Genomic DNA, 22,573 nt, shown 5'->3' on the forward strand with positions numbered 1-22,573 from the left:
CGCATGCGCGCCGATACCCCTGCCCTGTCGCGGACCGTCATGGCCATCCAGCAGGCTCTCGCTGTCGCGGCAACCCAGCTTGCGCTGATGTGGCGCGAGCGGCGCGTGCTGTGGCTCGCCCTTGCCCTGTTGCTGATTGCGGGAACATCGGTGCTGAGCGGTGCCGCACGCCTGACCCTGCAGGCGCAGGAGCGCCAGGCCGTGAGCGCGGAAGAGGCGCGGTTGTGGGACAGCCAGGGCACGATCGACCCGCACGGTGCCGCGCATGTCGGGCGTGCCATTCCGGCCCCCGTGCGGCCGCTGGCTGCACTGGACCCGGGGCTGACGGATTACCTGGGAACCTCGGTGTTCATCGAGGGCCACGCACAGAACCAGGCCCGGCACCGCGCGGTTGATGCCGGCACCGCACTCAGCCGCTTCGAGGGCTTCTCTGCGGCGTGGGCGCTGCAGGTCGTGGCGCCGCTGCTGATCATCCTGGCCGGGTTCGCGACACTGTCCGGCGATATTGCCCGCGAGACACTGCGCCAGGAACTCGGCACCGGCGCCTCGGCGGGCGTGCTGATCTGCGGGCGCCTGATTGCCCTGGCGACCGCGTCGCTGCTGCTGGTGCTGGCCATGCTGCTGATCAGCCTTCCGGGGCTGTCCATCCAGTACGGCGGCGCCGCGGATCTCGCTGCCCTGCTTGCACTGGCTGCCGCCTACGTACTCTATCTGCTGGTGTTCTGCGCACTGACCGTGGGGGTCTCGGCGCTTGCAGGCTCCGCACGGACGTCACTGGTGGTGCTGCTGGGCTTCTGGGTGGTGTCCACGCTGCTGGTGCCGAGGGTGGCGCCTGCCATCGCCGAATCCCTGTACCCGACCCCCTCGGCACCGTCGTTCAGGGCCAGCGTGACCGAGGAAGCGGAGAACGGCGCGGATGGCCACGATCCGGCCGACAAACGCCTCGATGCCCTGCGCGCAACGTTGATGGCGCGCTACCGGGTCGACAACGTGGACGACCTGCCGGTGAACTTCCGCGGCGTGGCCCTGGAGTTTGCCGAGGCCAACTCGACGCGCGTCTACAATCGCCACTTTGATCGCCTGCATGCCGCCTACCAGCAGCAGGACGCCACCCAGCGCCTGTTTGGCCTTGTCTCGCCGATGTTGGCGCTGCAGTCCTGGTCGCGCGCCTTTGCCGGCACGGATTTCCCGGCGCATCTGGCGTTCCTGCGTGGCGTGGAGGACTACCGCTATCGGTTGATCCAGGCACTCAACCAGGAAGTGAAGCTGCACAAGGCGCCGCAGGGCGGAAAGCATGTGGCCGACATCGCCGGCATCACCCGTTCAGTGCAGTACCGGCCGCCGCAACAGACCCTGGCCGGTACTGCTGCCGCGCAGCGCGGAAATCTCGTCATTCTGCTGGCCTGGCTGATGCTGGGCTGCGTGGTGGTGCTCATCTCCGCACGGAAGCTGGGGAGATCGCCATGAGCGGTGTGTCGATTGCCCGCTATGAGATCCGCCGACTGCTGCGTGATCGAGCGCTGCCGGTGCTGCTTGTCCTGCTGCTCGCGCTGGGTACCTACGCTGCATGGAACGGCCGCGCATGGGTGGGCCAGCGCGAGGCGGCCATCGCCCTGATCCAGCAGGAAGAACAGCAGACGAAGGAGCACAGCCGCGCATTCGTCGGCAAGGCGCCCTCGGTGCTGCCCCGTGCACAGCCGGTGCTTGCGCCCGGCGCCATGGCACCGCTGTCGATCGGCCAGGCAGACGCCTACCCCTACACCGCCGATGTGGTCGCGCTGGGCGATCCGACCCAGCTGCTCAAGCACGTCTGGGCCGACATCGGCAATCCAGCGGCACGGGCTGCGGGACGGTTCGACCTCGCCTTCATCATCGTCTTCCTGCTGCCGCTGGTCATTCTCGTGGCCACCCACGATCTGTGGTCACGTGAGCGCGAGCGCGGCATCGCGGCGCTGGTGCTGTCGCAGCCGGTGTCGGCAACACGCCTGCTGGTGGTCAAGGTCCTGGCGCGCGGCCTGGTGGTGCTGTTGCCCGCGCTGGCCATCCTGCTGGTGGCGGCGATCGGGGCCGGCGCGCGCAGTCCAGCAGGCCTGGCCATGCTGGCGCTGACCGTCCTGCTGTACGGCGCCTTCTGGCTGGCCCTGGCACTGCTGATCGGCTGCCTTGCCCGGCGTACCACCGAGGCGGCCATCGCCGCCGGCGCGCTGTGGCTGCTGATCGTGGTCATGGCGCCGTCGCTGGCGCTGGCCACGGTGAACCTGATCGCGCCGCCGCCGTCACAGATGCAGTTCGCCACCGAGGTAAAGGCGATGCAGTCCGGCATCGCAACGCGCCAGCAGCGCGAGCATGCGACGTCGGCGCCAGTGAATTCGCCGTCCGCCGTCATCTCCGACACTGTGCGCCAGGCCTATGCCGATCGGGTTGCAGCTGACCGGGAGCTGGCGCGCCTGATTGCCTCGCATGCGCAGGCCGAGGCCGCACACCGCCAGGTTCTGGACAAGGTGCGGCTGCTGCTGCCGGCCGTCGCGACACAGGACGCGCTCGACCGCATCGCAGGCTCGGATGCCGACCGCGCGCTCGACTTCCAGGGGCAGGTCCACTCCTTCTGGCAGGCGCGGCGGCTGTTGCACAAGGCCTATCTGGATCGTGACGCGCCGCAGACCTTCGAAGAGTACGACACCCTGCCCCGCTTCCAGTTCCACGAAACAGCCGGCGTCGCCCAACGTGGTGTCCTCGCCGATCTCGCCGCACTGATCATTGCCACCCTGCTTGTCCTGCTTGCAGCCGGTGCATTGCGCAGCCGGCTGGCAACGCCCTGAGGAGACGTCCACATGCTGTCTGCAAAAAGCCTGGTCATGGAACACGGTGCACATCGGGCGCTGGATGACGTCAGCTTCGAGGTGAAGCCGGGCGAGATATTCTGCCTGCTGGGCGCCAACGGCGCCGGCAAGTCGACCACCATCAAGCTGTTTCTTGGCTTTCTGAAACCCACCTCCGGTGCGGCCGAAGTGGACGGTCTCAGTGCGCACCAGCAGCCGCAGGAGGTACGCCGTCGGCTGCTGTACATCCCCGAGACCGTGGCGCTGTACGACGAGCTGACCGGCTACGAGAATCTGGACTACTTCGCCCGCCTGGCCGGTGTCGAGGAACGCTCGCCAGCGCGGTTGAAGGACGCACTCAGGTCCGCTGGTCTGGCGACCGACGCATTCGGGCGACGCGTGGGCCTCTATTCCAAGGGCATGCGGCAGAAGGTCGGCATCGCACTGGCCATCGTCAAGGAAGCCAGCGCCCTGTTGCTGGATGAACCCACCTCGGGCCTGGACCCAACGGCGTCAGCCGAATTCCACGAGTTGATCGTGCGGCAACGCGATCGCGGCACGGCGATCCTGATGGCCACCCACGATCTGTTCCGTGCCCGTGAGGTGGCGACCACGATCGGCCTGATGCGGGCCGGTCGCCTGCGCAGGACGCTGGATGCGAGCACGATCACCGCGAACGATCTCGAGAGTCTCTATCTGGAAGAGATGAGCCGCAGCGCCTAGGCCACGGTGGCCGCCTGTGCGCCACGCTGGCCGGACCAGCGCCGCAACCACGCTTCGATATTGATCTGTGGGCCGAAGATGCCGAGCACCTGCGACGAGTGGTCCGGGCCGACCTGCTGGATGCCCGCATCGGCCAGCGCGCTGTCGAGATAGCCACGCTTGGCCAGCATTCCATCGACCAGCAGATTCCTGATGAAGTGCTGGTGCCCTTGGGTGACCGCCACGGAGTGATCATCCAGATAGGATTTCACCTTCCGCGACAGCAGCGCATCCGGCAACAGTCCCTTCATTGCACGCCGCGCGATGGTGCGGTCTTCCGCGTCCGCGATGAGCAGGTGCAGCGGAATGCGCGCGAACAGTTCGACAAGCGGCTGTGCACTGATCGGCGATACGCCATGCCAGTGGCCTGCACCTTCGAAGGGATCAAGGACGCTGGTCGGAAACACCATGCGGCCGATATGGGCCAGCTTGTAGGGTGATACGTGATGGCCCTGCGCCTGCGCATGCCGCAACCAGGCCGGCTGCAGGCCATCCTGTTCGGACAGGTCCACCCGCACCCATGTGCAGGGCTTTCCCCAACGACCATTGATGCGGGCCGGCCGCTTCAGCAGTCCCTGCACGACCGCATCCTTCAGCACGCCGTACAGTGAATCGCCGGACTGCGCGGTTTCGAAGGCGACCCGGAAGAAATCCCGATCGATGCCGCGGCGCCAGGCATAGTCGATCGCAGCGGCGTTGCCCTTGAAGCGCAGGAACACCGCATCACCGCCGACACCAGTGAACTGCACGGTGTCACCGTCGAAGGCCAGGTCACGACGGTGGAGAAGATAGCCGGAACAATGCGCCGGCCGGGCCGTGCGTGGGAAGGTCATGATCTCTTCCAGCGCGCAGTGAGGTTGCCTTCGGTACTCGATGTATTCGCAACGCCTGCCCGAGGAATCACTGGCCCCTTGCACTGCCATCCGCGCGAACAGCCGTTCGTCGGCGCCGATGCCCTCATCGTAGTGATGGACACACGTCACCTCCGGTGCCGACGGCGCCTGCAGCAGGCCGGCCAGGATGATCGAGGAATCCAGCCCGCCCGACAGCTGCAGCTGGATGCGCCGGTGCTGGCTGGCCAGTGCACCGATGCAGCCCAGCAGCGTGGAACGCGCCAGCGACACGGCTTCCTGAAGATCCTCGATCGGCGCGTCGCGGGCCAGTCGCACCACGTCCCACTGGCAGTGGCGGCCCGCCGGCTCTCCATCGCGGATGGAAACCGCCTCGCCCGCTTCGACCGCCGTGACCTCCTCGAAGCCGGTCTGCAGGCCATCACGAAACGGGTACAGCAGCGAGTACGACAGGAAGGACCAGTCAACGCTGAAATCGCGCAGGCCCAGCATCAGGCAGTCTTCCATGTTGGAGAAGACCAGCGTCAACTGGCCCACCGTGGTCAGGTAGCACGGGATCTCCGCAGTGGGATCGCGCAGGACGAACCAGCTCGATGTTTCCTGCTGGAATCCGAACGCCACGTAGCGGCCCCAGTACTGTTCGATGATGCTGCGGCCCTGGCTGCTGCAGGCGGCATGCGCTGATGCGGCATCGAGGTCCACGCGACCAGGCACGGCGCCTTCGCCGAACGTCTTGTGGAACAGCTTGCCCAATACCACCAGCGCGTTCGAGCGATCGCATTCGAAATAGCCGTGGTTGTCGCTCTGCACATGGATCGCCGCGCCGTTGTCGTTCAACACGCAGGCGGTGCCGGGTAGCCTGGCACCAATCCTTTCCACGATGCGTTCCGCCTGCGCGGTCGCAGATTCCGAGTGGGTGTTCCAGAGCACGGCGATGTATCGGTACATGGCAGGTTTCGTTACAGCACCAGGATGGGAGCCATCCGGCGCAGGTTGAAGGGGATGTCGGTCAGCACGTGATCGCCGTGCTGCAGCCAGCAGTGCGCGGCGAACGGCTGGGTTCTGACCGCGAACACCCAGGCCGGAACGATGCCGTACTTCGACAGGAATCCGTGCATTGCCAGGCAGTAGAGAAAGCACTCATCGGTCTTGCGGAAGGCTACGGGCCGGAGCCAGTCGAACATCCGCACCCTCAAGGCCAGTTCTTCAATGCTCACCGGCCTGCCGTGGCCGCGATCCGCCCGACGGCGCACGGCCGACACCGTGGAACTGAAAGGAAGGACTGTTCTGCTGCAGGCGGCATAGGCGCACGAGGCGATGAATCGACGCAGGTCGCGCGCCTTGATCGAAGGACGGCCACGCGGCTCGCCTTCGCGTGCCCAGTAGCGTGGCAGCGCAATGGCGGGGCTGGCAGCGGATTTCCCCTGCTGCGGATCCGCGGTGATCAGGCGGCGGTCGATCAAGGCCTGCAGAAGCCTGGGGGTGCTTGCGTCATCGGACTGCAGGGGCCAATCGAGAACGAGCTTGCCAAGGCCTGCGGCGCCGCGTTTTTCAAGGGAAAGATACTTTCCCGTGGCCTGGTCCAGAATCACCATCGCATCGCCGGTGACACAGACGTGGGCGTGCTTTGACAGGAAATACGGGGCGGCAGCTTGCTCCATCATGCGCTCCTGCGCCGGAACCGGAGAAGCGGTGCATGCAGGGTATGCACCGCAGATGCGACATTGCGCGGTAGATCAGGGCGACGTGGTCGGGAACACGCCGTCCCACAACGTGCCGTGGTTGTGCGCCTTCGTTTCCGAAACCACCGAGCCCAGCTCGATCAGTTCGCCACCCACACCCTGATCCTCAGGGTTCTGCTGTCCTGCCACTACACCCAGCTCAATCAGCTCGTTCATGAACATCTCCTATCGTCAGTGGATGTACCCGCGCATTGCGTTGGATCGCGTTGCATTGGATACGGAGCAGCCAAGCCACCATCGCCGCCACATTGCAGGGCGATTGCCGCCAAGGCACCGAAATGTTATGATATAACATATTATTTTGGCGTGACGAATGACGCTGCCTGCCCGCTGTCGATGCGACCCATGAGAGGCAAGAGGGATGAACACCGAGATCAGTGATGACGGGCTGGATCCCACGCTTCTGCTGAAGGGGATGTTTCTCCTGCCGAAGTTCATCCGCTTCGTACGGGAGCGTTGCCCACCGGGCCGCTTCGACGAAGCTGCGCTGGTGGAGGACTGGCGGACGGCGCGTGCCGAGGTGCTGAGGCTGCAGCAGGAGGAAGCCGGTGAGGCGGACGCCATCAATGTCCATGCGTTGCCGGATGAGATGCTGCCGCTGGCTGAGCAGGCGCTGCGGCAACCCTCGATGCACCGCATGACGAGTGTTCTGCCGCGCAGTTGGCGGATGGTCGATATCGATCGACTGGTGATCTTCCAGGAGTGCATCAACCTGCGTCACATCGACCAGCTGGCGGCATCCCTGACCGCCTCGCCCACCGCGCAGGAGGTCATGCAACTTGTCGCGCGAAGCGGCAGCCATGCACATCCGGAAGTGCGCTTCACCCAGTCCGATGGCAGCTACACCTTCGCGTCCACCTCGAACGACCTGCGTTTCCTCGATGTGGCGACCCTCGATCCGGCTGCCATCACCGACTACGAGCCGTTCGGCGCAGCCAGCCACGCCGTCGTCATCTATCTGGGTTTCAGTGACAACCTGATCAGCGCCACCCGGTTTGGCAAGCGCATGGTGCTGACCAATGGCTCCCATCGCCTGTACCTGCTGCGCCAGCTTGGGTTCCGCCATGCGCCCTGCCTCGTTACCGATGCCTCCGACAGCGACTTCAGCGAGGTTCTGCTGCCGGCAGCGGTCAAGCAGGATCGCGGATTCTACCTGGCTTCCCCGCGGCCGCCGCTGTTCAAGGACTATGTCGATCCCCGCCTGACCTGCGTCGTACCGGTCACCCGCAAGCACTACGCTCTGAGGGCCAAGCTCGACCTGCAGAGGATCACGGTTCCGGCGCTGTAATCCTGGGCCGAACCCTCCCTTTCCTGGGGCCACATCGACAGAGATGGCCGGATTGGTGAATCACCTGGCGGAACTGTCGAATGACGCCTGTCGGGTTGACCCATACGCTTCTCATCCTCAACCAGAGAGGATGTCAGCGTGATTGAACAGCCATGGGCTGCCGAACCCGCAGGAAAGGACGCTCCGATCGTCCATGTCCTGATGGGACTGATCTATGTCTGGCATAAGCGCGAACCGGGATCGGTACACGATGACGAGTAAGCGCCACCGTGCTGCCCGGCGTGGCTTTGGGGCGTAGGTACCAGCGTGGAGATTTCGATTGCGGGGCTGAGCGAGGTTGGGCCCGACTATCCGGACCGTGTCGATCTTCCGGTCATGGTGCTTGGGCTCGATCCCATTCCCGATGCCTGGGAAATGCCCTTCCATGCGCATCGGAAGGCACAGCTGCTGGTCGCCACGCGTGGCTTGATCATGCTGGAGACTGCAGCGGGCCTGTGGGTGGTTCCGCCACAGGGCGCGATCTGGATTCCCGGTGGTCTGTCCCATCGGGCCAGCAGCAGTGGACGGCCGCATGGCTTCGTGGTGTTCGTCGAACCCGGTGCCGTCCCGGGACTGCCGGCGCACTGCGCTGCGATGGCAATCACCCCGTTCATGCAGGCCCTGCTGGTGCGCGCATCCGCCCTTCCCCAGCACTATGAACCTGATAGCGCGCAGGACCGGCTGATGGCCGTGCTCCTGGATGAGCTGATCGCCGCGCCACCGGAGTGGCTCCATCTGCCCATGCCATCCGATGCGAGGTTGCGCCGGCTGGCCAATGCGATGCTGGACACGCTAGCCGAACGGGCAACGCTTGAGGTCTGGGCGAGCCGGATCGGAATGAGTGAGCGCAACATGTCGCGCCTGTTCTCTGGAGAAACTGGTTTGAGCGTAAGGCGCTGGCGCAGGCAGCTGCATGTGGTGGTGGCACTGCCGCTGCTGGCCAAGGGCCGGACAGTACAGGCCATCGCCGATGACCTGGGCTACGACAGTGCCGGGGCGTTCGTGACCATGTTCCGAAAGGCCGTGGGGGCACCACCCAAGCGCTTCCTGGCGGAACGAGGCACTCGGCAGCCGGTATCGGACGCCGACGATCAGCGGCCGCAGGAGCCACGTTGACGGATGCGGGAGCGCGTGTCTCCCGCACCGGCAAGGACTGCCCTTTCCTTCAGCGCTGGTAGTCCTTCAGGAACAACCAGGTGATCAGTGTGGCATCCGGCCCCTTCGGGTCGGTGAACGGCAGGCCGGACTGGCTGCCGCTCCACGCATGGCCCATGCCCTGCACCACATAGTGCTGCACCAGCGTCCTGCCACCGTAGGCGTAGGTATCCACCGTATACGCACGTCCACCCGGCACCTGGCCGTGATAGGTGCTGGTCGGCACGTACTTCACCGAGTCGTTGTCCAGGCCGTCGTCGGCCAGATCATTGGTCTGCAGGAACTGGCGCACGGCCTGCTGGCCGTTCACCGGATTGACGGTGAGATCGGCGCTGCCATGGAACACCAGTACCGGCAGCGGTCGCGGCGACGGCGATCCCGAGCACTGCCAGGCCAGACGGCCATTGCTGTCCGGCGAATAGATGCTGCCGGCCAGCAACGCATAGGCGCTGCCGGAAATCGTGGTCGCACCCTTGAACATGCCGCCGGAGTGGATGGCGCCGGCAGCGAACACATCCGAATAGCAGGCCAGCATGATCGAGGTCATCGCACCGCCTGCGGAAATGCCAGTGACATAGACCCGGTGCGGATCCACGCTGTAGCCCGCCTTCACCTTGTCCACGATGCCGGCCAGGATCGAGGCTTCGCCGCTGTCGCGGGCCTGGTTGATCGGCAGCTGCCAGTTCCAGCAGCGGGCCGGATTGGAGGTGACGTTCTGCCGGGGGTAGACCACAATGAACCCTTCGGTGTCGGCCACATCGTTGAAACCCGACGCCTCGCCCATCAGGTTCGGCCCGGTCACGCAGCCGTGCAGCACCAGCAGCAGGGGCAGTGGCTGGCTGTCGTCATAGCCGGCCGGCACCCATACCTGGTACTCGCGGGCGCCGAACAGATTGCCGTACAGGCCGATATCCCAATGCCCGGCAGGGCCCGCGGCGAGCGCACTGCCCGCCGTTGCCAGCCAGGTGCACAGCACCAGCACTGTTGCCTTGATCGAATCGATTCCGGATTTCATGACCAGATCCTCATGCGTGAGTCGTGGATGAAGGAGTACCGGGGACCGCTTCCGGTTGGGGGCGCGCCCAGTATCCGCATCCACCGGCCGCTGCCGACTGGACCTAGGTCCACTCGCTGCCGGCCGATGACACCGCTAGCCTTGGCTGCAGGGGTGGCAATGGGCCATCCGCACGTTCATGCCTGGGGGAGGACCGAATGAAACGGAATTGTTTGAGTCTCATGATCGGCGCGCTGCTGGCCACGGGGCCGGTACTGGCACAGGACGCGCCGACGGCAGGCAGATCCGCTTCGCCGACCAACCTGGACAGCATCAAGGTCACTGCACGCAAGCGCGAGGAAACCCTGCAGGAAGTGCCGGTGGCCGTCACCGCCTTTACCTCGGAGGCGCTGGACAGGATGAATGTCCAGGACATCAGCGACCTGGACGCGCAGGTGCCCAACCTGACCATCTACGCGGCACGCGGCGCCAGCAGCACGGTCACTGCCTACATCCGTGGCATCGGCCAGTCCGACCCCACCTGGGGCGCGGACCCGGGCGTCGGCATCTATCTGGATGACGTCTACATCGCACGTCCGCAGGGCGCGCTGCTGGACGTGTTCGATGTCTCGCGCATCGAAGTGCTGCGCGGCCCGCAGGGCACGCTCTACGGCAAGAACACCATCGGCGGTGCGATCAAGTACATCTCGCGCGGCCTGCCGACCCAGACCGAGGGCTTCGCCCAGATCACCGTGGGCAACTACAGCCAGCTGGATGCAAAAGCGGCCATCGGCGGCCCGATTGGTGGTGCCGACAGTGGCCTGCGCGCCCGCGTGGCGGTGGCCAGCATGAACCACGACGGGTTTGGCGAGAACACCTTCAACGGCCAGCCGGTCAGCGACAAGCAGATCAATGCCGCACGACTGAACGTCGGCGCGTATGCGGGTGACGACTTCGACGTGCAGTTCGCGCTGGACTGGATCGACGACCAGTCCGGCATGCGCGGCTCGAAGATGCTGGCGCCCAATCCGTTCCTGCGCGCCTATCCACCGATGGACAGCCGCTACGACATCCGCTCGGGCATGCGCAATCTCAACAACGTGGAGAGCAAGGGTGCCTCGGCCACGGTGAACTGGCGGCCGAACGAGGATATTGCGGTGAAGTACGTGGTCGCCAAGCGTGAATCGGACAGCGAGGCCAACATCGACTTCGATACCACGCCGGTCAAGCTGGCCGACGTGGGCGGCACCTATCACGACGACCAGGTCAGCAACGAGGTGCAGTTGAACTACGATGCCGGCGGCCGCGTGCGCGGCGTGGTCGGCCTGTACCAGTTCAGTGGCGAGGCCGGCGGGCAGATCCAGAACAACTACTTCAGTGCGCAGTTCGCCGACAACCAGGGCAAGGTGCTGACCGACAGCATCGCGCTGTACGCGGACTGGACCTTCGACCTGACCAGCAAACTCAAGCTGGATGTGGGCGCCCGTTACACCGACGAGGACAAGCGCGCGATCGTGCTCAACCGCCTCTACGCCGACCCGGGCTTCAGCCGGCCAGTGGCGGTGACCGCGGACTTCGACAAGAAGACCAACTTCAAGAACGTCTCGCCCAAGGTCTCGCTGGACTACCAGATCACCCCGGACATCATGGTCTACGGGCTGGCCACCCGTGGCTTCAAGTCAGGCGGCTACAACATCCGCGCCAACGCTGTGGCCGTGCCGCGCTCGGCCGAGCCGTTCGACGACGAGACCGTGGACAGCTACGAAGTCGGCAGCAAGATGGCCTTCCTCGACCAGCGCCTGTTCCTCAATCTGTCGGCCTTCTACAACAAGTACAAGGACATCCAGCTGTCAGTGTTCACCGGCCTGGATACCAATGGCGATGGCATCGACGATTCCTTCTTCGGCGACTTCACCAATGCCGGCGCGGGTACGGTCAAGGGCCTGGAAGTCGAATACCAGTACCTGCCCAGCCAGCACTGGCTGATCTCCGGCAACCTGGCCTGGCTGGACACCAAGTACGACGAGTACATGGACCGCGGCGTCAATGTGGCCAAGCAGATGAAGTTCACCAATGCGCCGGAATTCTCCGGGGCGTTCAACGTGGAGTACCGTACCGAGCTGGCCAATGGCAGCAACCTGTCGGCACGGGTGAGCTACAGCTACCAGAGCGAAGTCTGGCCGACCACCGACCTGAGCCCGGTGATCAGGCAGAACGGCTACGGACTGGTCAATGCCGGTGTGATCTGGCGGCTGGATGATGCGTGGACCTTCTCGCTGCAGGGTACCAACCTGACGGACAAGGAATACCGCACCACCGGCTACAACATTCCTGCGGTCGGTACGCTGATTGGTTTCTATGGCCCGCCGCGCCAATATAGCCTCAGCGTCCGTTACGATTTCTAGAGCATCCGATTCGATTTCCAGGAAGCCCCTGCATGATGCAGTCTTACGTAGATCTGTACTGGAACAGTGACGATGGCCTGCGCCTGCACGCGCGTGACCATGCAGCGGACGCCGGGCAGGCGCCCCGCGGCACCGTGGTCTGCATTCCCGGCCTGACCCGCAATGGTGCCGATTTCGATGCACTGGCCGAGACACTCACCGCCGAGGGCTGGCGCGTGATCGCGGTCGATCTGCGCGGTCGCGCCGGTTCGGAGCGCGCACATGACCCCACCAGCTACAACCCGCGCACCTATGCGGACGACATGGTCGCACTGCTGCGCTCGCAGAACATCGACAAGGCCGTGTTCGTCGGCACCTCGCTGGGCGTGCTGGTGACCATTACCCTCGCCTCGCGTGCGCCTGAGCGGATTGCCGGGGCGGTGCTCAACGATGCTGGCCCCAAGGTGCCACGCGAGGCGCTGGCACGGATCGGCAAGTACGCCGGCAAGCCGGTGCCACCGATGGATCTGGAGCAGGCCACGGCCTATGTGGCGTCGATCGGCAAGGCCGCGTTCCCGCGCTTCAGCAGCGATGACTGGCGAGCAATGGCGGTGCGTACCTTCCGCCCACGCAGCGATGGACTGCTGGAGCTGGACTACGACCCGGCGGTGATCCGAACGACGCGCCCTTGGCTGCTGTGGTTGCTGCGCCCGGTGCTGTGGCGTGCGGTACGCGGGCTGACCGCACGGGTGCCGGTACTGGTGGTGCGCGGTGCGCTGTCCGACATCCTGCCGGCCGATGTCGCGCGGCAGATGGCGGCCACCTCGGACAGCGCACGCTTGGTGGAAGTGCCGGACGTCGGCCATGCGCCGATGCTGTCCGAGCCGGAGGCGCGCCAGGCGATCCTGACCTTGCTGGAGCGTGTGGCGTGAGCATGGAGGACACTGGCATCGCCCTGCCTCCTGCCCTGGTGGCGTTGCAGCAGTGGGCGGCCAGCGAGCGGGTGAGTGGCGTGACCCGCGTGGACCAGACGCGCATCGATGCCTTTGCCGACGCCACCGGCGACCACAACTGGATCCACGTCGATCCCGGCCGCGCGCAGGCGCAGCTGCCGGGCGGGCAGACCATCGCGCATGGTTTCCTGCTGCTCTCGCTCACCGTGCAGGACGATGTGGCCGCCCTCGCTGGCTTCCCCGGCATCGACCACGTGCTCAACTACGGCTTGAACAAGGTCCGCTTCCTGGCACCGGTGCCAAGCGGGTCCGGGGTGCGGGTACGCTCGCAGCTGGTGTCACTGGACGCGCGCCAGCCCGGCCAGTGGCTGCTGACCCAGCGCAAGGCCGTCGAGCGGGTTGCCGATGGCGCGCTGGCACTGGTCGCTGAGCAGCTGTCACTGATCGTGGTCGCCCCCTAGCACCACCCTGCCCGGTTCTCTCCCTACACTGGAGCGATGTTGACGCCCTCCATCGTCCTCTTCGCCTGCATTGCATGGACCGCACTGCTGTTTGGCGTCGCGCTCTGGGGCGAACGCCGGGGGCATCGGCTGTCGAAGGCATGGCCGCTCATCTATGCGCTGTCGCTGGCGGTGCACTGCACCGCGTGGACCTACTACGGCGCGGCCTCGCAGGGCCTGCAATGGGGCTTCCCGATTCCACCCACCCTGGCCGGCATGGCGTTGATCTTTGCCTTCGGCCTGCCGTTCCTGCTCCGCCTGGGGCGGCTGGCCAAGCAGCACAACAGTGCCACCATCGCCGATCTGGTCGTCGCACGACTGCGTGCCGATCGCGGCCTCGGCTTCACCATCACCCTGGTGGCACTGTTCGGCATCATTCCCTACATCGCCCTGCAGTTGAAGGCTGTCAGCCAGGGCCTGGGCGCCCTGCTGGGCGATCGTTTCGCGCCTGCTGCCGCGCAGCTGGACATGTCGTTCTGGTTCGCGTTGACGATGGCCGCGTTCACCCTGCTGTTCGGTGCACGCAAGGCATCGGCCACCGAGCCCAATCGTGGCATCGTGGTCGCGCTGGGGCTGGAGTCGGTATTGAAGCTGGTGGCGCTGCTCGCCATTGGCCTCTATGCGGCGCTGTCGGTGCGCCAGGCGGGCACGCCGCTGCTGGAAAAGATGGCACAGCTGCCGCCGCCGGCCATCATGCCGGACTATCTCACCATGGTCGCGCTGGGCGCGATCTCCGCGTTTACCCTGCCGCACCAATTCCATGTCGGTGTGGTCGAGCTGCGCCAGACCTCGGACCTGAGGACGGCACGCTGGATGTTCCCGGTCTACCTGCTGCTCATCGGGCTGCCGTCGGTGCCGATGGCGCTGGCCGGTGCCGCGCAGCTGCCCGCATCGGTGTCACCTGACCTGTATGTGCTGGCGCTGCCGCAGGCCGGTGGCCACCACCTGCTGGCGCTGCTGGCCTACCTGGGCAGCCTGAGCGCGGCCACCGGCATGATGATCCTGTCCGGGCTGACCCTGTCGATCATGCTCGGCAACCATGGCTTCGGCTCACGGTTGCTGGACGGCATTGCCGGCGGTGCCGCGGCAGCCGACCTGCGTCCACGCGTGCTGGCCTTCCGCCGTGCCGGCATCCTCGCCGTGTTCCTGATGGCGTGGCTGTACAGCCGGGCGATGAGCGACACCGAGGCACTCAGCGATTTCGGCCTGATGTCCTTCACCGCCCTCTCGCAGCTGGCGCCGGCGGTCCTGCTGGCGGTGTATCGCCCGCGCACGCCCTCCCCGGCCATCATCGCCGGCATCGTGCTGGGATCGCTGGCCTGGTTGTGGCTGGTACTGCTGCCGATGGTGGTCCCTGCCACGCCCCCGGCCGCGGGCGCCGATGAACTGCACTGGCTGGCCGTCGTTTCGCTGCGCGTGCAGCCGGGGCACATCGCCCTCAGCATGGGCGCAAGCCTGGCGATCAACCTGTTGGCGGTTGCCCTGGTATCGCGGGCAGTGCGCCCATCGCAGCCCCGGCGGCGCGACGCGGTGGCTGCAGCTTCGTTGCGCAGGACCGCCGGACGCTTCCTCGGCCAGGAGCGTGCGCGCCAGCTGATGGAGGGGCCCGCCGGACAGATGCTGGATGACGACCGGGTCACTGCGGTCGAACGCGAGCTGACCGCCGTGGTCGGTGCGGGCATGGCACGCCTGCTGGTGGAGGCCGCTCGCGATGGCGGCACTGCGCCACTGGATGCGGTGACCCGTGCAGTCGGCGAAGCAACCCAGGTACTGCGCTTCAACCAGCGCCTGCTGGAGGCGGCGCTGGAGAACATGAGCCAGGGCATCAGCGTGGTCGACGCACAGCTGCAGCTGGTGGCGTGGAACAGCCAGTACGCGGCATTGTTCAAGTTCCCGCCCGAGCTGCTGCAGGTCGGGCAGCCGGTGGTCAACCTGACGGCGTGGGCGCTGGCCGAACTGAAGATCGGCGATGGCCCCGGTGACTCCCGCGACAAGGCCTTGCAGCGTCGCGTTGCCCACATGCGGCGTGGCACACCACACCTGTCCGAGCGGATCTTTCCTGACGACACCATCGTCGAGATCCGTGGCAACCCGATGCCGGGCGGTGGCTACGTGGCCACCTTCACCGACGTCACTGCGTTCCGCCGCGCCGAGGAAGCGCTCAAGCGCAGCAATGAAACCCTGGAGCGCCGCGTGCAGGACCGCACAGCACGGCTGGAACAGGCAGTGCACGCCGCCGAGCGCGCGAACGTTGCCAAGACACGCTTCTTGACGGCGGTCGGCCACGACCTGATCCAGCCACTGCATGCGGCACAGCTGTTGACCGATGCGATGTCACAGCACATCGAGTCGGAGTTCCTCGACAGCTTCCTGCGCCAGATCCGTGGTGCGCTGGACTCCACCGACGACCTGTTGTCCGGGTTGCTGGATATCTCCCGGCTTGAGGCGGGCGGGCTGGTCGCCGACCCGCGTCCGTTCGCGCTTTCGACCGTGCTCGATCCGCTCGCGCAGGAGTTCGCGGTGCTGGCGGCGGCGCGCGGGCTGCAGTTCCGCTACCTGCGGACCCGTGCCTGGGTCCACAGCGATCCGTTGCTGCTGCGCCGGGTGCTGCAGAACTTCCTCGCCAACGCCCTTCGCTACACCCGCCATGGCGGCGTCCTGCTGGGCGTGCGCCGCCAGGGGCACGCCCTGTCCATCGGCGTGCACGATACCGGCCCCGGCATCAGCGCCGAGCAGCAGGCGGCGGTGTTCGAGGAATTCCACCGCGTCGATCGCAGCAACGGCCAGGGCCTGGGGCTTGGCCTGACCATCGCACACCGCATCGCCGACCTGCTGCATGCCCCTTTGCGGCTGCACAGCACGGTGGACCGCGGCTCGGTGTTCTCCATCGCCGTGGCGCGGATCGCAGCACCAGCGGCACCGCGGATCGAACCGCCTGCCAGCGGCAGCAGCACGCTCAAGGGTATCCGCGTGCTGGTGGTCGACAACGATGCGGATGCGCTGGCGGCAATGCAGCAGTTGCTGCTGTCGTGGGGCTGCGACGTCATCGCGGTGCGTGATGCGGATGGCATCGGTTCGTCGGCGCGCGATGCGGCGCTGTGGCTGTTCGACTACCACCTCGATGACGGCGACACGGGTGTGTCACTGTTCACGCGGCTGGTTGCGGCGCACGGGCCACGGCCTACGGTGATCCTCAGTGCGGATACCGGCGGCGAGACCCGCGATGCCGTACGTGGCGCCGGTCTCTCGCTGTTGAACAAACCCTTCAAGCCACTGGCGCTGCGCTGGGCGATCAACCATCTGCTGACGGCCCGTTCCACAAACATGGCCTGACGAGTCAGGGGCTGCGCGATTCTTCGATCTGGCGGGAGGGGTCGGCCAGGCCCATTTCATGCAGCACCCGGATCGCCTGCGCACGATTGCGGACCCCGAGCCGTTCCATGATGCGGGTCATGTGCGCCTTTACCGTTCGCAGCTGCACCCCGAGCCGATCGGCAATCTGCTTGTTGAGCAGCCCCTCGGCCACCAGGCTCAGCACCCGGTACTGATGCGCGGACAGGCTGGCCAGCCGCGCAGCCAGATCAGCATCCTTGCTGAAGGGCACCACGCGTGCCACGGGCTCGCGCAGCAACGCCGGGATCCAGCGCTCGCCGTCCAGCACGGACTGCAGTGCGGCCTGCAGCTCGTTCAGGCCCGAACTCTTGGGCAGATAGCCAGCAGCACCCAGGTCGATGGCGCGGCGGATCACCTGCGGCTCTTCATTGGCCGAGACGATGATGATCGCCAGCCCTGGCTGCAGTGCGCGGATGGTGGCCAGCCCAGCCAGGCCATGATTGCCCGGCATATGCAGGTCAAGCAGCATCAGGTCGATCTGTTGGCGTTCAAGCACCTCAAGCACGCTGTCCAGCGCGTCGGCCTCGCTGATCTGCAGATCGGCAACCGCCTCTTCGGCCGCGCGATGCAGTGCGGCGCGGAACAAGGGGTGATCGTCGGCAATGAGCAGGGTTGGCATGTCCAGGCGAGAGTAGCAAATCGTCCGCCTTTGGGAAGGCGTACCTAGGTACGCTGGCGTCACGCGGGCGTGCCGATAGTGTGGTGGCATGAAGGGCGTCATCCGATGCGTCGCCCACGAGGACTCACCATGTCATTCTCCCTTGCTCCCGACGCCTCCGCCTGCCCGCTGCTGATCAAGCAGCTGCTGCACACACCGCTGGCAGTAAGCCCGGACCAGGAAATTGTCTACGGCGACTCGGTCCGCTTCGACTACCGGACGCTGCAGGCGCGCATCGGCCGGCTGGCAGGGCTGTTGACCTCGCTCGGGGTCAAGCAGGGTGACACCGTGGCGGTGATGGACTGGGACAGCCACCGCTATCTGGAGGCCTACTTCGCCGTTCCAATGATCGGTGCGGTGCTGATGATGGTGAACATCCGCCTGGCACCCGAACAGATTGCCTACACGCTCAACCACAGCGGCGCACGGGTCGTCCTCGCCAATCGCGAATTCCTGCCGATACTGCAGGCCATCGACGAACAGCTGCCGGACCTGCGCGTACGCGTTCTGTTGGATGATGCCGGCGGTCCACTGCCAGAGGGTTTCGTGACCGAGTACGAGGCCGGCCTGCGCGCAGCCTCTGCGGTCACCGATTTCCCGGACTTCGACGAGAACACCCGGGCCACGGTGTTCTACACCACCGGCACCACCGGCCTGCCCAAGGGGGTTTACTTCAGCCATCGGCAACTGGTCCTGCACTCACTGACGGGCATGGCGGCGCTGGGCAGTGCGGCCAACCAGGGACGCCTGCATCGCGGTGATGTCTACATGCCGATCACCCCCATGTTCCATGTGCACGCCTGGGGCCTGCCCTACGTCGCTACGCTGCTGGGCATCAAGCAGGTCTACCCCGGGCGCTACGTGCCCGCCCAGCTGCTGGCGCTGATCGCCCGCGAGAAGGTGACGTTCTCGCACTGCGTGCCAACCATCCTGCACATGCTGCTGGAACACCCGCTTGCGGCCGACACCGATCTCGGCAACTGGAAGGTGATCATCGGCGGTGCGGCCCTGCCGCGTGCACTGGCGCAGCGGGCTCTGGCTCGCGGCATCGACATCTTCGGTGGCTATGGCATGTCCGAGACCTGTCCGCTGCTCACGCTTGCCCAGATCGATGCGGACGCCGTGACGGATGCGGATGAGGTGCTTTCGCTGCGTACCAAGGCCGGCATTCCGGTGCCGCTGGTGGAGCTGCGCATCGTCGATCCGGACATGAACGACGTTCCCCACGATGGCATCGCCACCGGTGAGGTGGTGGTGCGCGCGCCCTGGCTCACCCAGGGCTACCTGCACGACCCGGACGCGTCCAGGGCGTTGTGGGCGGGCGGCTACCTGCATACCGGGGATATCGGCAACATCGACGAAGGCGGTTACCTGAGGGTGACCGACCGCATCAAGGATGTGATCAAGACCGGAGGCGAGTGGATTTCCTCGCTCGCTCTGGAGGACATCATCGCCCTGCACCCGGCGGTCAGCGAAGTCGCAGTGATCGGCATCACCGACACGAAATGGGGCGAGCGGCCGCTGCCGCTGGTGGTCAGGATGCCCGGCACTGAAGTAAGCGAGGCGGAGATCATCGAGCTGATCGCAGCCCGCAGCCGCGCCGGGGATATCTCACGCTATGCGATTCCGGAGCAGGTCAGTTTCGTGGATTCGATCGAACGGACCAGCGTGGGCAAGATCAACAAGAAAAAGCTGCGTGGGCTGCATGATCCGGCGGCTGGCTTGGGCCGCGCGTGACGCTCGCCTGTTCGCCGACGTCACTGTTCGTCCGGCAAGGCGCGGAGTGGCGCCCCGGGTCGATGATCTCCTGGGGCGCCACTGTTCTGCAGCAGACTCGGATCGTGCCCTGACCAGGACAGGTCACGCTCAGTCGATGCAGGGCCCCTTCGCAGCAATCTCTGTGTTGGCCCCCTTCGCACTGATGCCGGCGGGGCCCTGGCATGCGTCAAAGCTGTACTTGATCAGCTTCCACGCCCCGCTCGACCACCGGTATGTCCACGACTCGGAGGCACCGCTCGGCAAGGTATTGGAGATCGAGATGACCTCGCCCTCCACTCCGCGTGCAGGCAATGGGACCGGCGGCCCCGCCGCGCCCGCGGGCTTGAGGTTGCCTGCAGGCTGATAGGTGTGCGAGATGGTCAGTTCGCCCGTCTGCAATGCGGGCGCATAGGCGGGTGAGTTCCGCTTGATCCAATCGACAATGTAGCCGGCTTCCAGCGAATCCGAAGCATACCTGGCCTTCGCAACCACAGTGGCGGACGTCGTGCCCGCAATCGGTCCCGCACTGACACTTGCGGCGGAGACTCCGCCCAACGCGATCACCAATGGCAACGCCACGCCCAACAGCGAGAACTTCATACCCTGCTCCTTGTGTGTATGCAGCTTTCCCAATGGGCCGTCGATGGCCCGGGGGCAGTGTAGGCATTGCGGGCAGGCCTGGCATCGGCGCAGTCATGCCCATTGCTCATATCCATCAGGCTCCGCGCATGATCCAGCGCGCCGATGGCCAGGGTGCTGATTGCATGGACTGCACCACCTGCATCCGCACTGCCCGCATCAATGGCTGCCGGTCCGGCGCTACCACGCGGGAAGCGCCTTGACGCCGAATCTGAAAAGCAGGTCACGCTTGCGGTCTGGATCGAGTTCGCTGTGATCCACGGTGCTCAGCGGCCAACGTTCGTACGTGCTGCACAGGCCGGCAGGTTCGGTCTGTGCGGACACATCCCTTGCCCAGTCGACGTCCCTCGGGTCGACACCCCGCTCAAGCCACCGCTCCACATCCCGGGCAGTGCCATGGCGCAGCGCCGAATCAATGGCCAGCAGGCCGATCGCACGCCGCCCGTCCTCACGGGTCGCCTTGTTCCAGGCGGCCTCTGCGACGCCCTGCAGGAACCGGTATCGCTCTTCGGATACCGGCGGCAGGCCCTCGTGGCCATGCCCCTCGATCACGTCGGTCCGCACCAGGCAGAGCAGCTGGGCCGGTGCCAGCGTCGGGTCGTTGGCGTCCAGTGCCGCCTGCAGAGCGGGGAGATCGCCCTGCGCGATGGCCGGTTGCAGGCGCGCCCGGTGTGCGCTCATCGCTTCCAGCTTCGCGTTCATGGCGGCCAGCTCCTGGCGCGACATCGCCGAGGGATCGAACCACGCCGAATCGCAGCCCGCGAAGAAGCTGACCGCGCTGACACCTGCGGCAAGCAACAGCACCAGCCCAAGGCCGATCCGTCTTACACCCACCCACCATGCAACCGCCGCAACCAGCGTGGCACCCAGCACTGCTGCCAATGCCGCGCACAGCAACAGGATCGGCAGCAGCATCATCACCCCCATCCCGGCGTACATGCCACTCGGCCTGGCCAGCGGTACAAGTGCGCCGATCAGGTACATCAGCAGCGCCACGCCGAGCAATGCAGCGACTGTCAGCATCCAGCGACGGAAGGCTCCGAGCTGCAATGGCGGCCTGGCGGGATTGGGGGACGGGCTAGTCATGCGATCCTCTCCTACGGAATTCATCCCTGTACGGCGCCCTGCGCGCACTCACAAGGTCAACAGCCACGCTTCCAGGGCCTGCGTATCGCGCATGTCGCCCTCGTAGCGATGATCCGGCACATGCGGTTCATTCGAACCCCGCACTCGCCCCCTGAAGACCTTCATCGGCACCGAGATCCTGGCCAGTCCGCTCGGCAGCCGTTCCGGCCGCACGTCCATGTAAAGACTGTCGGCCGAAGTCTCGACGCCGACCTGCACCGCGCCGAGCCGTTTCCACAGGTCCAGCGCATCCAGGCAGGCCGAGCCACAGGCAGCATCCGCCACGACCACGACCCTGCCCTTGCGCACAGGTGCGACCGGGCCTGCGGTGGGTGCTGCACCTGCGTTGGCCGCGTGTGGCTCGCGCCACAATGCCTCGCCCCGCCCCCTTGCCTGGGCCATTCCCGCCGTCACGGATTCCAGCATGCGACGCAGCGCCGGTGATGCGTCGGGCGCCTGTTCCAGCTTCTGCTGGAAGCCGCGAAGCTGGGCGATGTTGGCCTGCGAAGTCCGCCACTCCACCCAACTGTGGTCGGGCAGCGCGTCCACCGCGGCACGGCCCCAGATCAATCGCGCCAGTTCGATGCTCCATTGCGACGCACCGCCACTGTTGCCTCGCACGTCCAGCACAACCCATGGTGCCTGCTGCAGCGTTTCGGCTTTCGGAGCAAGCTGCTCAAACAGCGCGGTCAGTTCCCTGAAGTTCTGCTCGGTCGGGTCGGCATTGAAGCTGCTGGTGGTGATCCAGTAACCGCCATCGGGCATCGCGTGCCAGCCGTTGGCCGGACGGACGCTGCGCCGGGTGTCAGCGAGCCGCTCCTTGCGCTGTGCAGCCTCCAGCGGTTGCCAGCGCAGTGCATAGGATTTCTCGCGACCATCCACCTGGAAAACGCATGTTTGCAGTACTGGCACGTAAGGATTGCCCTGCTCCAGCAACACCTCGCCACCGCCATGGAGGCGGCTGGCCTGCAGGTTCCAGCGCCCGTTGAAGTCTCCGATCCGGCGCGCAGCCAGCGTCTGTGCATCGATGCCATCACACGACAGCAATCGCGCCCCCAGTGGCGGGTGAGCGGGGCCGCCGTCCACGGTCATGACCACCTGCGTGTCGCCATCGAAGCCGGTCAGGAAGCCGGGCCAGCGCGTCGGCAGCCCGGGGGCAGCGGCAAGCGTGTTGAGACTGACGTGGCCATCGTTGAAGGAGGCCGCATAGCCCTTCATGGCCCACCAGTAACCCGCGAAACTCTCCGCCTTTCCAGCGCGGGAGCGTGCCAGTGCCAGGGCCGCGTCCAGCTGGGCGCCGAATCCGGGGTTCTGCCGATCAACGGCCCCTGGATGGCTGCCGCGCATCGCCGCATCGGCAGCCTCCAGATCCTTCTGCAGCGTACTCGGCCAGTCGATCGGCGCGTCCTGCGTGGCAGGTGCAGCCAGCACTGCACCCAGCAGCAGCCATGCAATGGCCATGGATTCATTCCTCTACCGGATCGACCTGCAGTCTCGCAGCTTTCCGCGCTGA

18 protein-coding genes are annotated in these 22,573 nt (G+C 65.9%); 10 read left to right on the forward strand and 8 right to left on the reverse strand.

Annotation, left to right across the window (positions count from 1 at the left end; translation table 11 throughout):
• Positions 1–3 precede the first annotated feature (3 nt).
• Genes SriyCCGPB3_RS11295 through SriyCCGPB3_RS11305 form a run of 3 tightly spaced genes read left to right on the forward strand, consistent with a single transcriptional unit; the run spans position 4 to position 3,542 of the window.
• The gene (locus tag SriyCCGPB3_RS11295; RefSeq protein ID WP_350259219.1) at positions 4–1,467 is read left to right on the forward strand and encodes a DUF3526 domain-containing protein; all 1,464 of its coding nucleotides are present in this window, start codon (positions 4–6) and stop codon (positions 1,465–1,467) included.
• Complete coding sequence (locus tag SriyCCGPB3_RS11300; protein WP_350259220.1) at positions 1,464–2,819, forward strand: ABC transporter permease subunit; 1,356 nt, start codon at positions 1,464–1,466, stop codon at positions 2,817–2,819. The genes SriyCCGPB3_RS11295 and SriyCCGPB3_RS11300 overlap by 4 nt, the downstream gene beginning before the upstream one ends.
• Positions 2,820–2,831: 12 nt before the next feature.
• Complete coding sequence (locus tag SriyCCGPB3_RS11305; protein WP_350259221.1) at positions 2,832–3,542, forward strand: ABC transporter ATP-binding protein; 711 nt, start codon at positions 2,832–2,834, stop codon at positions 3,540–3,542.
• On the opposite strand, the gene SriyCCGPB3_RS11310 is transcribed toward SriyCCGPB3_RS11305, so the two are convergent.
• The 3 genes from SriyCCGPB3_RS11310 to SriyCCGPB3_RS11320 form a co-directional block, all read right to left on the reverse strand.
• The gene (locus SriyCCGPB3_RS11310) at positions 3,539–5,380 is read right to left on the reverse strand and encodes an asparagine synthase-related protein (protein ID WP_350259222.1); all 1,842 of its coding nucleotides are present in this window, start codon (positions 5,378–5,380) and stop codon (positions 3,539–3,541) included. The genes SriyCCGPB3_RS11305 and SriyCCGPB3_RS11310 overlap by 4 nt on opposite strands.
• An 11-nt stretch (positions 5,381–5,391) precedes the next feature.
• A complete protein-coding gene (locus SriyCCGPB3_RS11315) occupies positions 5,392–6,093 on the reverse strand; it encodes a lasso peptide biosynthesis B2 protein (protein WP_350259223.1) in 702 nt (233 codons plus the stop codon).
• A gap of 75 nt (positions 6,094–6,168) precedes the next feature.
• A complete protein-coding gene (locus tag SriyCCGPB3_RS11320) occupies positions 6,169–6,330 on the reverse strand; it encodes a hypothetical protein (protein ID WP_012511114.1) in 162 nt (53 codons plus the stop codon).
• A gap of 205 nt (positions 6,331–6,535) precedes the next feature.
• On the opposite strand from SriyCCGPB3_RS11320, the gene SriyCCGPB3_RS11325 reads away from it, so the two are divergent.
• Both SriyCCGPB3_RS11325 and SriyCCGPB3_RS11330 read left to right on the forward strand, forming a co-directional pair.
• Complete coding sequence (locus SriyCCGPB3_RS11325; RefSeq protein ID WP_350259224.1) at positions 6,536–7,462, forward strand: hypothetical protein; 927 nt, start codon at positions 6,536–6,538, stop codon at positions 7,460–7,462.
• A gap of 306 nt (positions 7,463–7,768) precedes the next feature.
• Positions 7,769–8,617 (forward strand): AraC family transcriptional regulator, encoded by an 849-nt coding sequence (locus tag SriyCCGPB3_RS11330; protein WP_350259225.1) that lies wholly within the window; start codon positions 7,769–7,771, stop codon positions 8,615–8,617.
• 49 nt (positions 8,618–8,666) lie between these two features.
• On the opposite strand, the gene SriyCCGPB3_RS11335 is transcribed toward SriyCCGPB3_RS11330, so the two are convergent.
• Positions 8,667–9,671, reverse strand: coding sequence for an extracellular catalytic domain type 1 short-chain-length polyhydroxyalkanoate depolymerase (locus SriyCCGPB3_RS11335; RefSeq protein ID WP_350259226.1), 1,005 nt, complete (start codon positions 9,669–9,671; stop codon positions 8,667–8,669).
• 221 nt (positions 9,672–9,892) lie between these two features.
• Here SriyCCGPB3_RS11335 and SriyCCGPB3_RS11340 point away from each other — a divergent pair, with 221 nt between their 5' ends.
• The 4 genes from SriyCCGPB3_RS11340 to SriyCCGPB3_RS11355 are packed head-to-tail and all read left to right on the forward strand — an operon-like array spanning position 9,893 to position 16,820.
• On the forward strand, positions 9,893–12,055 hold the full coding sequence (locus SriyCCGPB3_RS11340; protein ID WP_110712409.1) for a TonB-dependent receptor: 2,163 nt from the start codon (positions 9,893–9,895) through the stop codon (positions 12,053–12,055).
• A gap of 32 nt (positions 12,056–12,087) precedes the next feature.
• The gene (locus SriyCCGPB3_RS11345; protein WP_110712410.1) at positions 12,088–12,966 is read left to right on the forward strand and encodes an alpha/beta fold hydrolase; all 879 of its coding nucleotides are present in this window, start codon (positions 12,088–12,090) and stop codon (positions 12,964–12,966) included.
• Between the two features lie 2 nt (positions 12,967–12,968).
• Positions 12,969–13,448 carry a MaoC family dehydratase gene (locus SriyCCGPB3_RS11350; RefSeq protein WP_350260375.1) on the forward strand — a complete coding sequence of 160 codons (480 nt, stop codon included), beginning with the start codon at positions 12,969–12,971 and terminating at the stop codon, positions 13,446–13,448.
• A 36-nt stretch (positions 13,449–13,484) separates the two neighbouring features.
• Entirely contained in the window at positions 13,485–16,820 is a 3,336-nt protein-coding gene (locus SriyCCGPB3_RS11355) for a hybrid sensor histidine kinase/response regulator (protein ID WP_350259227.1), read from the forward strand.
• A 4-nt stretch (positions 16,821–16,824) separates the two neighbouring features.
• Here the strand turns inward: SriyCCGPB3_RS11355 and SriyCCGPB3_RS11360 are convergent, their stop codons facing one another.
• Positions 16,825–17,499 (reverse strand): response regulator transcription factor, encoded by a 675-nt coding sequence (locus SriyCCGPB3_RS11360; RefSeq protein WP_153855390.1) that lies wholly within the window; start codon positions 17,497–17,499, stop codon positions 16,825–16,827.
• Positions 17,500–17,628: 129 nt separating this feature from the next.
• On the opposite strand from SriyCCGPB3_RS11360, the gene SriyCCGPB3_RS11365 reads away from it, so the two are divergent.
• On the forward strand, positions 17,629–19,275 hold the full coding sequence (locus SriyCCGPB3_RS11365) for a fatty acid--CoA ligase (protein WP_350259228.1): 1,647 nt from the start codon (positions 17,629–17,631) through the stop codon (positions 19,273–19,275).
• 129 nt (positions 19,276–19,404) lie between these two features.
• Here SriyCCGPB3_RS11365 and SriyCCGPB3_RS11370 read toward each other — a convergent pair whose 3' ends face one another.
• From SriyCCGPB3_RS11370 to SriyCCGPB3_RS11380, 3 genes are all read right to left on the reverse strand, one after another.
• Complete coding sequence (locus tag SriyCCGPB3_RS11370) at positions 19,405–19,896, reverse strand: hypothetical protein (RefSeq protein WP_164160365.1); 492 nt, start codon at positions 19,894–19,896, stop codon at positions 19,405–19,407.
• 219 nt (positions 19,897–20,115) lie between these two features.
• A complete protein-coding gene (locus SriyCCGPB3_RS11375) occupies positions 20,116–21,021 on the reverse strand; it encodes a hypothetical protein (protein WP_350259229.1) in 906 nt (301 codons plus the stop codon).
• A 48-nt stretch (positions 21,022–21,069) separates the two neighbouring features.
• Positions 21,070–22,521: a hypothetical protein gene (locus tag SriyCCGPB3_RS11380; protein WP_164160360.1), complete on the reverse strand. Its 1,452-nt coding sequence runs from the start codon at positions 22,519–22,521 to the stop codon at positions 21,070–21,072.
• Positions 22,522–22,573 lie beyond the last annotated feature (52 nt).

This window comes from Stenotrophomonas riyadhensis (assembly GCF_040256885.1).
Lineage (GTDB): Bacteria > Pseudomonadota > Gammaproteobacteria > Xanthomonadales > Xanthomonadaceae > Stenotrophomonas > Stenotrophomonas riyadhensis.

Bases quoted from the DNA above. Each gene is read 5' to 3' on its own strand.
- SriyCCGPB3_RS11375 (WP_350259229.1), bottom strand. From the start codon at position 21,021: ATGACTAGCCCGTCCCCCAATCCCGCCAGGCCGCCATTGCAGCTCGGA.
- SriyCCGPB3_RS11300 (WP_350259220.1), top strand. From the start codon at position 1,464: ATGAGCGGTGTGTCGATTGCCCGCTATGAGATCCGCCGACTGCTGCGT.
- SriyCCGPB3_RS11360 (WP_153855390.1), bottom strand. From the start codon at position 17,499: ATGCCAACCCTGCTCATTGCCGACGATCACCCCTTGTTCCGCGCCGCA.
- SriyCCGPB3_RS11295 (WP_350259219.1), top strand. From the start codon at position 4: ATGCGCGCCGATACCCCTGCCCTGTCGCGGACCGTCATGGCCATCCAG.
- SriyCCGPB3_RS11320 (WP_012511114.1), bottom strand. From the start codon at position 6,330: ATGAACGAGCTGATTGAGCTGGGTGTAGTGGCAGGACAGCAGAACCCT.
- SriyCCGPB3_RS11325 (WP_350259224.1), top strand. From the start codon at position 6,536: ATGAACACCGAGATCAGTGATGACGGGCTGGATCCCACGCTTCTGCTG.
- SriyCCGPB3_RS11340 (WP_110712409.1), top strand. From the start codon at position 9,893: ATGATCGGCGCGCTGCTGGCCACGGGGCCGGTACTGGCACAGGACGCG.
- SriyCCGPB3_RS11345 (WP_110712410.1), top strand. From the start codon at position 12,088: ATGATGCAGTCTTACGTAGATCTGTACTGGAACAGTGACGATGGCCTG.
- SriyCCGPB3_RS11335 (WP_350259226.1), bottom strand. From the start codon at position 9,671: ATGAAATCCGGAATCGATTCGATCAAGGCAACAGTGCTGGTGCTGTGC.
- SriyCCGPB3_RS11370 (WP_164160365.1), bottom strand. From the start codon at position 19,896: ATGAAGTTCTCGCTGTTGGGCGTGGCGTTGCCATTGGTGATCGCGTTG.
- SriyCCGPB3_RS11365 (WP_350259228.1), top strand. From the start codon at position 17,629: ATGTCATTCTCCCTTGCTCCCGACGCCTCCGCCTGCCCGCTGCTGATC.
- SriyCCGPB3_RS11355 (WP_350259227.1), top strand. From the start codon at position 13,485: ATGTTGACGCCCTCCATCGTCCTCTTCGCCTGCATTGCATGGACCGCA.
- SriyCCGPB3_RS11350 (WP_350260375.1), top strand. From the start codon at position 12,969: ATGGAGGACACTGGCATCGCCCTGCCTCCTGCCCTGGTGGCGTTGCAG.
- SriyCCGPB3_RS11310 (WP_350259222.1), bottom strand. From the start codon at position 5,380: ATGTACCGATACATCGCCGTGCTCTGGAACACCCACTCGGAATCTGCG.
- SriyCCGPB3_RS11305 (WP_350259221.1), top strand. From the start codon at position 2,832: ATGCTGTCTGCAAAAAGCCTGGTCATGGAACACGGTGCACATCGGGCG.
- SriyCCGPB3_RS11315 (WP_350259223.1), bottom strand. From the start codon at position 6,093: ATGGAGCAAGCTGCCGCCCCGTATTTCCTGTCAAAGCACGCCCACGTC.
- SriyCCGPB3_RS11380 (WP_164160360.1), bottom strand. From the start codon at position 22,521: ATGGCCATTGCATGGCTGCTGCTGGGTGCAGTGCTGGCTGCACCTGCC.